General features: G+C 38.5%; 9 protein-coding genes. All 9 read left to right on the forward strand.

Annotated features, from left to right (window positions below; translation table 11 throughout):
* The first annotated feature begins 67 nt into the window (after positions 1 to 67).
* Positions 68 to 3,418 carry a DNA polymerase III subunit alpha gene (dnaE, locus tag M1D60_RS04625; RefSeq protein ID WP_456278020.1) on the forward strand — a complete coding sequence of 1,117 codons (3,351 nt, stop codon included), beginning with the start codon at positions 68 to 70 and terminating at the stop codon, positions 3,416 to 3,418.
* A 95-nt stretch (positions 3,419 to 3,513) separates the two neighbouring features.
* A complete protein-coding gene (locus M1D60_RS04630; RefSeq protein ID WP_456278021.1) occupies positions 3,514 to 4,755 on the forward strand; it encodes an NAD(P)-dependent malic enzyme in 1,242 nt (413 codons plus the stop codon).
* Between the two features lie 9 nt (positions 4,756 to 4,764).
* The gene (locus M1D60_RS04635; protein WP_456278022.1) at positions 4,765 to 5,382 is read left to right on the forward strand and encodes a FadR/GntR family transcriptional regulator; all 618 of its coding nucleotides are present in this window, start codon (positions 4,765 to 4,767) and stop codon (positions 5,380 to 5,382) included.
* Between the two features lie 81 nt (positions 5,383 to 5,463).
* A complete protein-coding gene (accD, locus tag M1D60_RS04640) occupies positions 5,464 to 6,327 on the forward strand; it encodes an acetyl-CoA carboxylase, carboxyltransferase subunit beta (protein WP_456278023.1) in 864 nt (287 codons plus the stop codon).
* Complete coding sequence (gene accA / locus M1D60_RS04645; protein ID WP_456278024.1) at positions 6,321 to 7,298, forward strand: acetyl-CoA carboxylase carboxyl transferase subunit alpha; 978 nt, start codon at positions 6,321 to 6,323, stop codon at positions 7,296 to 7,298. The genes accD and accA overlap by 7 nt, the downstream gene beginning before the upstream one ends.
* Before the next feature lie 321 nt (positions 7,299 to 7,619).
* A complete protein-coding gene (gene pfkA / locus M1D60_RS04650) occupies positions 7,620 to 8,579 on the forward strand; it encodes a 6-phosphofructokinase (protein ID WP_456278025.1) in 960 nt (319 codons plus the stop codon).
* Between the two features lie 36 nt (positions 8,580 to 8,615).
* On the forward strand, positions 8,616 to 10,370 hold the full coding sequence (gene pyk / locus M1D60_RS04655; RefSeq protein ID WP_456278026.1) for a pyruvate kinase: 1,755 nt from the start codon (positions 8,616 to 8,618) through the stop codon (positions 10,368 to 10,370).
* Between the two features lie 140 nt (positions 10,371 to 10,510).
* On the forward strand, positions 10,511 to 10,897 hold the full coding sequence (locus M1D60_RS04660; protein ID WP_456278027.1) for an FxsA family protein: 387 nt from the start codon (positions 10,511 to 10,513) through the stop codon (positions 10,895 to 10,897).
* Between the two features lie 440 nt (positions 10,898 to 11,337).
* Positions 11,338 to 12,303: a nuclease-related domain-containing protein gene (locus M1D60_RS04665; protein WP_456278028.1), complete on the forward strand. Its 966-nt coding sequence runs from the start codon at positions 11,338 to 11,340 to the stop codon at positions 12,301 to 12,303.
* The last annotated feature ends 19 nt before the right edge of the window (positions 12,304 to 12,322 follow it).

Raw genomic sequence — 12,322 nt, forward strand, 5'->3', positions numbered from 1 at the left:
TTTTGATTTGGACTTTACGAATCTAATATAATGAAATTAAGAAGAATTTGATCGAAGGTGAGAATACATGGACTTTGTTCATCTGCAAGTGAAAAGCTCGTATAGTCTATTAACAAGTAGCTGCAAAATTGAGGAGCTAGTCCAGAAAGCCGTCGAGCTAGGATATACCTCTTTAGCAATCACGGATGATAATAATTTATATGGGGCAATCCCCTTCTATAAGGAATGCCTAAAAAAAGGAATAAAACCAATTATCGGTTTAAGTGTGTCTGTCTATGAGGATGACGAGGAGAAAAATCATTTTCCACTCGTTTTATTAGCAAAGAATGATAAGGGCTACCGAAATTTGCTTAAAATTAGTAGTACTGCTCAAACGATGAACCGGAGCGCTGTTCCTAAAAAATGGTTAGCTGCCTATAAGGATGGTCTCATTGCTTTAACCCCAGGCTTGAAAGGGGAGATTGAGCAAGCAGTTTTAAGTAAGGACATAGAAAAAGCGAAGCAGCTGGCTTCACAATTTAAAGGGATTTATGGAACAGGTTTTTATTTATCTATTCAATCTCATCGTTTAGAGGGTGAAGAAACACTAAATTCGACATTCCTCTCAATTAGCCAAGAACTTGGTATCCCTCTTGCTGTGACAAATGATGTTCATTATCTGCTCCAAGAGGATTCTTTCGTTCATGAATGCTTATTAGCTATAAAAAATGGACAAAAAATTGCAGACTTGAAGAGAGATAAACTCGGTAGCGATGAGTATTTTCTAAAGTCAAAGGAAGAAATAAAGGAACAATTCCAAGGGTATGAAGAGGCGATCCAAAATACATATAGAATTGCTAGCCAGTGTGAGCTTACAATCGAACTCGGTCAACGATATTTACCAAAATATCCAGTCCCAGAACTTTTTCACGCGGATGATTATTTAGAACAACTCTGCCAGAAAGCTCTACAGCAACGAGGGCTTAACAACAAACTGTCCTACATTGAGAGGATGGAATATGAGCTTCAAATTATAAAGCAAATGGAGTTTAGTGATTATTTTTTAATTGTTTGGGACTTTATGGAATATGCTCACAGCCAGGGGATTCTTACTGGACCGGGACGTGGTTCGGCTGCAGGGTCATTGATCGCATATTTACTCAGAATAACCAATGTGGACCCAATTCAATATAATTTATTATTTGAACGATTCCTTAATCCGGAAAGAATATCAATGCCTGATATCGATATTGACTTTCCTGATGACCGAAGAGATGAAATGATCCAGTATGTAACTAAAAAGTATGGAGCACTTCATGTGGCACAAATCATTACCTTCGGATCTCTGACAACAAAGGCAGTTTTACGAGATGTAGGAAGAGTATTAGGGATTTCTGGGCAAGAAGCAGATGCTATTGCAAGGAAGGTTCCTTCACGTTTAGGGATTACATTGTCAGAAGCATATAGAGAGTCAGAATCTTTTCAAACACATATTAAGCAATCCAGTTTAACAAAACGAGTGTTTGAGGTAGCCTTAAAACTTGAAGGTCTTCCAAGACATACGTCTACCCATGCAGCGGGGGTTATTATTAGTGATAAACCGTTAACAGAATTGATCCCGATTCAAGATGGTCATCAAGGGGTGTACCTTACTCAATACTCAATGGAAATACTAGAAGAGATTGGCCTTTTAAAAATGGACTTTCTTGGACTACGTAACCTAAATATTCTTCAAAGGATATTAGAGTTAATTAAATGGGAAAAGAAGGCCAAGCTGTCTCTCGATGATTTTCCTTTAGATGATGAAAAGACCTTTAAGCTGCTAGGTAATGGTGATACAACAGGAATCTTTCAACTAGAGTCAACAGGTATGAGAAGCGTACTGCAGCGTCTAAAGCCGACCCATTTTGAGGATATTGTTGCCGTTAATGCCCTTTATAGACCAGGGCCGATGGAAAACATACCGGTCTATATTGAAAACAAGCATCATAAAGTAAGCTATCCACACCCTGATTTAGAAGGGATATTACGTAGCACAAATGGGGTTATTGTCTACCAAGAGCAAATTATGCAAATTGCTTCTTTAATGGCAGGCTTCTCTTTAGGTGAAGCAGATTTACTAAGACGAGCAGTTAGTAAAAAGAAAATCGAAGTGCTTCAAGCGGAACGAAAGCATTTCGTGGCAGGCTGTCTAAAGGTAGGCTATCCAGAGCAGGTTGCCAATGAAGTATACGATTTAATTGTTAGGTTTGCCAATTATGGATTTAACCGTAGTCACGCTGTTGCCTATAGTATGATTGCCTTTCAACTTGCTTATTTAAAGGCTAATTTTCCATTGTTTTTCATGGCAGCGTTACTTTCTAGTGTGATTGGGAATGATGATAAAATCGCCCAATATATCCGTGAAGCAAAGAATAAAAATATTAAGGTGCTACCACCTTCGATAAATAAAAGTTTCTATGGGTTTCATGTACAAGATCAAGCAATACGGTACAGTTTAGCCGCCATTAAAAATGTAGGCGTTCAAACGGTGAAAAAAATTCTTACAGAAAGAAAAGCTAGGCCGTTTGAGGATCTTTTTGATTTTTGTGCGCGAACTTTACCGAACAGAAAAACGGTGGAATCACTCATTTTTGCCGGCTGCTTTGATGAGTTTGGTGAAGAGAGATCAACTCTACTTGCTAGCATTGATGTGGCACTTGATTATGCTGAGCTAGTTAAGCCTGATGGTGGAGATCAGTTAGATTTTTCCTTTGAAGAGGAGCTTCTTTTAAAACCACAATATATCCAAATGAGTCCATTCAGGGATGAAGAGAAGTTGCAATTTGAAATGGAGGCTATTGGTTTTTATTTATCTAACCATCCTGTGAGAGCATATGAGAAATATTGGCGTGAGCATCAGCCAGTTTCTATCCAATCGGCTAAAGAGGAATATGTAAATAAAAAAGTTACCATTGTTGCATTAGTGGGAAGCGAGCGAACAATTCGAACAAAAAAGGGAGAGCAAATGTCTTTCCTTCACTTAAACGATGATAGTGGTGAAATTGAAGGTACGGTGTTCCCTTCCACATACCGAGAGTTTCAATTACTCTTTAAGGTGGGGAATGTACTACTTCTATCAGGAAAAATAGATGTAAGGAATGGACAGCCTCAATTTATCATCCAAAAGGCAGTTTCTATGGAGGAGCTCAAACAAAATTTCCAAGAACAAGCCCTCTTTATTAAAATTGAGCCTGAATTTGAAAATCAGCATAAACTTGAAGAACTAAAACAGTTGTTTACTGAATATCATGGTCATACAGAGGTTGTCCTTTATTACGTAGAAAGTAAAAAGTCAATCAGACTTCCAAAAGGCTATCATATTCAGCCAGAGCCTGAATGTATCACAAAAATTAAAGAACTAGTTGGAGAGAAAAATGTTGTATTAAAAGCCTATTAGTTCTTTACATATTCCAAAAATTTGTTATCATTGTAAAATAGTCTATGTGGTCAGACCACTTTTGCCACATATGAAAATGTTAGGAGAGTGAGAAGATGTCTACTTTAAAGGAAGAGGCATTACATATCCATCGAATTCATCAAGGAAAGCTAGAATCTAATTCAAAAATCCCAGTTAGAAATGCAAAAGATTTAAGTCTTGCTTATTCGCCGGGTGTAGCAGAACCTTGTAAGGCTATTTATGATGATAAGAATAAGGTTTACGAGTATACCATGAAAGGTAATATGGTCGCAGTCGTGTCTGATGGTACAGCTGTATTAGGGTTAGGTAATATAGGTCCCGAAGCCGCATTACCGGTAATGGAAGGAAAAGCAGTCCTATTTAAAAGCTTTGCTGGCGTAGATGCATTTCCTATTTGTCTTAACACAACTGATGTGGAGAAGATCATTGAAACTGTAAAACTACTTGAACCTACCTTTGGTGGGGTTAACTTAGAAGATATTGCTGCACCTAATTGCTTTGTAATAGAAGAAAGATTAAAAAAAGAAACTAATATTCCCATTTTCCATGACGATCAGCACGGAACTGCCATTGTTACGGTAGCGGGTCTTGTGAATGCTTTAAAGCTTGTAGGTAAAAGCATGTCAGAAATTAAGGTCGTTGCCAACGGTGCAGGAGCTGCGGGTATAGCTATTATTAAGCTTCTTTATTCATATGGTGTTCGTGATGTAATCATGTGTGATTCAAAGGGTGCCATTTATGAGGGGCGTCCATTTGGAATGAACAGTGTAAAAGAGGAAGTAGCTAAATACACAAATCGAAACAAAACCGAAGGTACACTTGCGGATGCGATGAGAAATGCTGACGTATTTATAGGCGTATCTGTTGAAGGGGCATTAACAAAAGAAATGGTTCGAGAAATGAATCAGGACCCAATTATTTTTGCGATGGCCAATCCTAATCCAGAAATCATGCCTGAAGATGCAAAAGAAGCTGGGGCAAAAGTAATTGGGACTGGTCGTTCTGACTTCCCGAATCAAGTAAATAACGTACTTGCGTTCCCAGGAATCTTTAGAGGTGCCTTAGATGTAAGAGCAACTCATATTAATGAACATATGAAAATCGCAGCTGTTGAAGCGATTGCTAACCTTATTGCGGCGGAGGAGTTAAAGGATGATTATGTAATCCCAGCTCCATTCGACCCTCGTGTAGCCCCTGCAGTAGCGGCAGCTGTTGCTAGAGCAGCGATGGAAACTGGAGTTGCGAGAATTCAAGTCAACCCAGAAGACGTAGCAGCAAAAACGAGACAGCTCGCGATTATTGGAAAAGGTGAGTGAGGATATACTGTGTCAATCCCACAGTCAAAGGTTTATATTGAAACAATAAAACAAATTCAATCCATTATTCAATCAGATTCATTACGACCTGGTGACAAGCTTCCTTCTGAACGGGAGTTATCAGACCGTTTAAGTGTTGGAAGGTCTTCAGTTCGAGAAGCTCTAAGGGCTTTGGAGCTTTTAGGGTTAATCGAAACAAGAAGGGGTGAAGGGACCTTTGTTAAAGATTTCGGAGGTCATCACCTTGTTGAACTTATAGGTAGCTTTATTTTACAAAACGAAGGTTCAAAGAGGGATTTAATAGATACGAAGAGAATTCTAGAAGAGCAAAGTATTAGAATTCTTAGTTCAACGGGATCATCTGAACAAATCAATCGGGTAAAAAAACTATTGGAAGAGAAACCAGATTCACTAGATGGGGAATTTATGAAACTAATTATTAACTTAACCCAGAATCGCCTACTTTTAAAAATCTGGCTTCTTCTTTTTGAGTATGCAAATGTTTCTTCCATTCAAAAGAAGGAACATGACATTACTACGTATAAACAACTAATATACCTTATTGAAAAGGGAGATGCCGAAAGAGCTCTTCAGGAATATCGGGTATTATATGATGACATAAGGTAAGACTGTTTATCAGGACTTTCTTAATGGAGGAGTATACTGATCGGATCGGTCAACTCTCAATCATGATAAGGGGGGAAACAAATGCTAAAGGATTTGTTCACGAAAAAGAAAAAATATGCGACAATTCCTTCAGAACAAAGTAAGCAAGAAGTGCCTGAAGGAATCATGACCAAGTGTCCGAGTTGTAAGAAAATCATGTATACAAAAGAATTAATGAAAAACCTACGAGTATGCATGAATTGTGACTATCATTATCCTATGACTGCATTTGAGAGAATCGACAGTCTTTTAGATGAGGGTACCTTTAAGGAATATGACAGAGGTATGATTTCAGAAAATCCGTTAGGCTTCCCTGACTATCTTGAGAAACTCGAGAAGGATCGTAAGAAGACTGGACTTAATGAGGCAGTTTTAACTGGTGAAGGTTACATAAATGGACACCATCTTGCTATTGCTGTAATGGATTCTTCGTTCCGAATGGCAAGTATGGGTTCCGCGGTGGGAGAAAAGATTGCTAGAGCAATTGAAAGAGCAATGGAGCAGAGAATTCCTTTTGTCATTTTTACTGCGTCTGGTGGCGCCCGTATGCAAGAAGGTGTATTGAGTTTAATGCAAATGGCAAAGATTAGTGCGGTCTTAAAGCGATTTAGTGAAAAGGGCTTGCTATATATATCGGTAATGACTCATCCAACAACTGGTGGTGTAACGGCGAGTTTTGCTTCAGTAGGTGATTATAACTTTGCGGAGCCACGTGCATTAATTGGTTTTGCGGGCAGAAGAATCATTGAGCAAACTATACGTGAAGATCTCCCTGAAGACTTCCAGACGGCTGAGTTCTTATTAAAGCATGGCCAGCTCGATGATGTCATTCATAGATTAGAAATGAAGGAAACATTAAGTAATATTTTAGATATTCATCAGCCGGGAGGGAAGCTAGATTGTTAGGAGAATTAGAGTTTGAGCGACCGGTAAACGAACTAAAGAAAAAGATAGCTGAACTAAAAGAGTTTACAAAAAATGCTGATGTAGACCTTTCAAGTGAAATTGAAAAACTAGAGTCTAGGTTAGAAAAGCTAGAAACAGAGGTTTATGGAAATCTAAGACCTTGGGACCGGGTTCAGATCGCAAGGCATCCTGAACGTCCGACTACTCTTGATTATATCAAACATCTCTTTACTGGATTTTTTGAATGTCATGGTGATAGATTCTATGGTGATGATGAAGCAATCGTTTCTGGTATTGCGAAATATCATGGTTTGCCAGTGACTGTGATTGGTCACCAACGTGGACGTGACACAAAGGAAAACCTTCGCCGTAATTTCGGGATGCCTCACCCTGAGGGGTATCGTAAAGCTCTACGATTGATGAAACAGGCTGAAAAGTTTAATCGCCCTATAATTTGTTTTCTAGATACAAAGGGTGCATTTCCTGGAAAGACAGCTGAAGAACGTGGTCAAGGTGAAGCCATTGCAAGAAATCTATTTGAAATGGCTGGTTTAACTGTCCCCATTATTTGTGTCGTAATTGGAGAGGGTGCAAGTGGTGGAGCTTTAGCGATTGGCGTTGGAAACCACGTACTGATGCTTGAAAACTCATGGTATTCAGTAATCTCACCAGAAGGGGCTGCAGCTTTATTATGGAAGGATGCGGGTCTTGCTAAAAAGGCTGCTGAATCTATGAAGATTACTGCACCAGATTTAAAGGAATTAGGAATTATAGATGATATCATTCCAGAGGTTAAAGGTGGAGCACATCGTCAAGTTGCTGAACAAGCAAGTCTAGTTGATGATTATTTGAAGAGATCTTTAAAAGAATTAACCCAATATAGTAAAGAACAACTAGTCGAACATCGATATGAAAAATATAAAAGTATCGGAAAATTCGCGTTTGTTACCGATACAGTCGGGGTACAATAATACAGAAATATGCATTCTCGTAGAATTCGGGAATGCATATTTTATTTAGATGATTAAGACATACTAATCCCCGGTTTCCTCCCTCTATAACACCCTGAAAGTAAGGGATTTACTGGTTCGAGATAACCTATTTAAAAATTTACTCATATATTGGTTGAACAAATAATCAGACTATTGTTTTGTTCATTTCTTCATGCTATTTTTATAACGGTAGAATGAAAGCAATAGCTTCTTTCACATACTATACTTATGAGTCCAGTATTTTAGATACATATTAATATTAGCTTAAAAAGGCAGTTATAAAAGTTAAGAGGTGACAGAATGAAAAAGATTGGTGTATTAACAAGTGGTGGAGATTCACCAGGTATGAATGCAGCTGTTCGAGCAGTAGTTAGAAAGGCGATTTATCATAATGTAGAGGTTTATGGTATTTATCAGGGATACTCTGGTTTAATGACGGGACAAATAAAAAAGCTTGAGCTTGGTTCTGTTGGAGATATTATTCATCGTGGAGGTACTGTTCTATATTCAGCCAGATCCGAAGAATTCAAAACGGAAGAAGGCCAGAAAAAAGGAATTGAGCAGCTCAAGAAATTTGGAATTGAAGGAATCGTCGTAATCGGTGGAGATGGCTCATATCGAGGTGCAGAAAAGCTGACACAGCATGGCTTCCCTTGCGTTGGAGTGCCAGGTACGATTGATAACGATATTCCAGGGACTGATTTTACAATTGGCTTTGATACAGCTCTAAACACAGTTATAGATGCGATTGATAAAATCCGTGATACCGCTACTTCGCATGAACGTACATACATTATTGAGGTCATGGGTCGCCATGCTGGAGACATTGCTTTATGGGCAGGTTTAGCAGGTGGGGCAGAAACAATCCTTATCCCAGAAGCTGATTATAAGATGAATGAAGTGATTGCTCGTTTAGAAAGAGGACATGAACGAGGTAAGCGTCATAGTATCATTGTAGTTGCTGAGGGTGTGGGTAGCGCAGTAGATATTGGTAAGCAAATTGAGACATCTTTAGATATTGAGACACGTGTAAGCATTCTTGGACATATTCAACGAGGAGGATCCCCAACGGCAGCTGATCGTGTGTTAGCTAGTAGGTTAGGGGCTAAGGCTGTTGAGTTGTTAATGGAGGGCAAAGCAGGTAGAGCAGTTGGAATTAAAAACAATCAACTTGTTGATTTTTCAATCTCTGAGGCGCTTTCCCAAAAGCATGAAGTAGATCTATCTATGTATCAATTATCTACAGAGCTTTCTATATAGAAGAGCTAAGGAGAACTAATAAAAGGGAGTGTAACAATGCGTAAAACAAAGATAGTTTGTACAATTGGACCTGCAAGTGAATCAGTAGAGAAGCTGGTTCAGTTAATAGAGGCTGGAATGAACGTTGCTAGATTAAACTTTTCTCATGGGGATTTTGAAGAGCATGGAGCACGTATCAAAAATATTCGTGAAGCGGCAAAGCAAACAGGGAAGACGATCGGAATTTTATTAGATACAAAAGGACCTGAAATTAGAACTCATACCTTTGAAAACGGTTCGGCAGAGCTAGTTGCTGGGCAGAAGGTTATGGTCTCAATGGAAGAAGTTGTCGGAACAGCAACTCGTTTTTCAATTAGCTATCCTGGATTAATTCATGATGTGGAAGTAGGTTCTAGAATTCTTTTAGACGATGGCTTAATTGAACTAAAGGTTATTGGAAAAGGAAACAATGAGATTGAGACGGAAATCCTTAACAGCGGTACGATTAAGAATAAAAAAGGTGTAAACGTACCAAACGTAAAGGTAAACTTACCTGGTATGACGGAGAAGGATGCAAATGATATTCGCTTTGGAGTTGAGCAAGGTGTCGATTTCATTGCTGCTTCCTTTGTAAGACGTGCTTCAGATGTATTAGAGATTCGTGAATTACTTGAGGAAAATAAAGCCTCTCATATTCATATCGTGCCAAAGATTGAAAACCAAGAGGGTGTCGATAATATCGAAGAAATCCTAGAGGTATCTGATGGATTAATGGTTGCGCGTGGAGATTTAGGGGTAGAAATTCCAGCTGAAGAAGTGCCACTCGTTCAAAAGGAATTAATTAGAAGATGTAATGCTCTTGGGAAACCGGTTATTACAGCTACACAAATGTTAGATTCCATGCAAAGAAATCCACGTCCAACACGTGCGGAAGCAAGTGATGTCGCAAACGCGATTTTTGATGGTTCTGATGCGATTATGCTATCTGGTGAAACGGCAGCAGGCCAATATCCAGTAGAAGCAGTGCAGACAATGAACAATATCGCTTCACGTGCAGAACAAGCTTTAGACTTCAAAGAAATTCTACAAAATAGAAGTCGTTTAAGTGGACCAACGATTACAGATGCAATTGGTCAATCAGTTGCTCATACGGCACTTAATTTAAATGCTTCTGCTATTGTCACTCCAACCGAGAGTGGTCATACAGCACGCATGATTTCGAAGTACCGTCCGAAGGCACCAATTATCGCTGTTACATCTGAAGAGAGCGTATCAAGAAAGCTAGCACTTGTATGGGGAGTAACCGCTCAAATGGGAGAAAAGGCTACCACTACAGATGAAATGCTTGATCTTTCTGTTCAAGAATCCATTAATACTGGTTTAGTTAAATACGGCGATACAATTGTCATCACAGCGGGTGTTCCTGTTGGAGAATCAGGTACAACGAATATCATGAAGGTCCATGTTGTAGGTGATATTATCACGAAGGGTCAAGGAATTGGCCGTAAAACAGCATTCGGTAAAGTGGTTATCGCCAAAAATGGTGAAGAAGCGAATCAAAAGATGAAGAAGGGCTCTATCCTTGTTACATTTAGTACAGATCGCGATATGATGCAGGCACTTGAACAAGCGTCGGCTCTCATTACAGAAGAAGGCGGTTTAACAAGCCATGCAGCGGTTGTAGGATTAAGCCTGGGCATTCCTGTCATTGTTGGCGTTGAAGGAGCGACTACGCTTCTAAAAGATGGCCAAGATGTGACAGTTGATTCAGCTAGAGGTGCAATCTATAGTGGACATGCAAGTGTATTGTAATAGAATAAAGAAAATTATGATATAGTGAAGAGAGGGGATTTGTCCCTCTCTTTTTTGCTACCCTGGTTTATTCGGATTTTTTAGGAGTCAGTCCGGTAGAGATTATTTTATTTAGTTCATTGGGGAGGGGAAGGGGAAACATGTATAGATTACTGCTTGCTTTAATTATTATTGTTCCTGCACTTGAGATTGGACTTTTACTTCTTTCTGGGAAAACCTTTGGTGTACCGGTTACAATTTTGCTCATAATTGGTACGGGCGTGCTTGGTGCATGGTTAGCAAAGAAACAAGGACTTCGTGCCATTCAATCAGTTCAATATCAAATTTCACGAGGCCAAGTACCTGGAGATGCCATCATTGACGGTCTCTGTATTTTAGTCGGTGGAGTTGTACTCCTAACCCCAGGTTTTATTACAGATGCCATTGGCTTCATTTTACTTTTTCCGCAAACTAGGCGTTTGGTTAAGCCCTTTATTGTGAATATCATACGTTCGTTGATGAATCGGAATACGATTATTATTAGGTAGATGAACTGTGGGACCCCTCGTCGTTTTTGGAGGGGTTTTTGTTTTTGTGGAGTGGTGTCTCTTGGTGTGCTGTTCCATTCAAGAGCTTGAATGGTGAGTTATTGGATAAAATTGTCATATCGTTGTTAAAAGTAGTCATTTCGTTGATAAACGTAAGTTATCGTTGATAACACTAGTGGTATCGTTGTTAAAATCAAGAAATCGTTGATAAACATCTGTTTTTCGTTGATAAAGGTATTTTATTCGTAAGTTTCAAGTAAGGAGAAGGTGGGTTTTATAAATATCTGGTCCCTGGGATCGGATTTTTATGTATATTGCTTCGGGGGAGTCCCATAAAAACAGTAAAACTGGCATTTAATGTGAAAACTTAATTAATCAGAGGATTTTGCAGGAATTTCTTTAAAAGAAAATGAATTATTATAACTAAAAGGAGTGGTGAAATGATTATAAAAAAGCGAGCCCGCTCGGTAGAGATTCTAAAACTGGAAGCACTTGCGAGAAGATTAACTGTAACACATCCCAAATACTCAATTGTGGTAGAAAATCTATACAAGAAAAAAGCGGGGTACAGGGGAGAAGAGTCCATAGATTATTACTTGAAGTTTATATCAGAGGATCGATACTATATATTGGAGGACTTACGTCTTCAGGATGATAAGGGATATTTTCAAATAGATGTATTAGTTGTTTCTACCTCATTTATATTAATTTTAGAAGTGAAAAATATTTCTGGAACGCTAGTATTTGATCCACAGTTCAATCAGTTAATTCGAGTTGCAGAAGATAAAGAAGAAGCATTTCTAGATCCGATACTTCAGGTAGAGATGCAAAAACAAAGGCTTTTAAAATGGCTTCAAACTAATTTGAATACTCCAAAGTTTCCTCTTGAATCCCTTGTCATTATTAGCAACCCTTCTACCATCATAAAAGCTACATCAAAACCTCATCTAATTGCACAAAAAGTAATAAGAAGTGCAAATCTTCCCTCTAAGATGACTTCCTATGAACAAATCTATTCGTCAGAAATTCTTTCAAGTAAAGAAGTGAGAAAGATGGCGAAACAACTTTCTAAAAAGCATGAGGCAGCAAATGTAAGTATTTTAGAACAATATGAAATAAACAAAAGTGACCTCATAAAAGGTGTTCAGTGTCCTCTCTGTAAATATATTCCGATTATACGTCAACATGGAAGATGGTTTTGCCCTAGCTGCACACATACAGCAAAAGATCTTCATAGATCTGCGCTTAATGATTATTCTTTGTTAATTTCTTCGGTAGCAACCAATCAAGAAATCAAAGAGTACTTATGCCTATCATCTTCTGCAACAGTAAGAAGGCTATTACACGAATTTACTTTTACTGGTTTAAAAAAGGATAGGAAGTATACCCTTACTTTCCATTTATAAATAAAAAAAGAGCCAATCA

Source organism: Bacillus sp. AK128 (assembly GCF_053903075.1).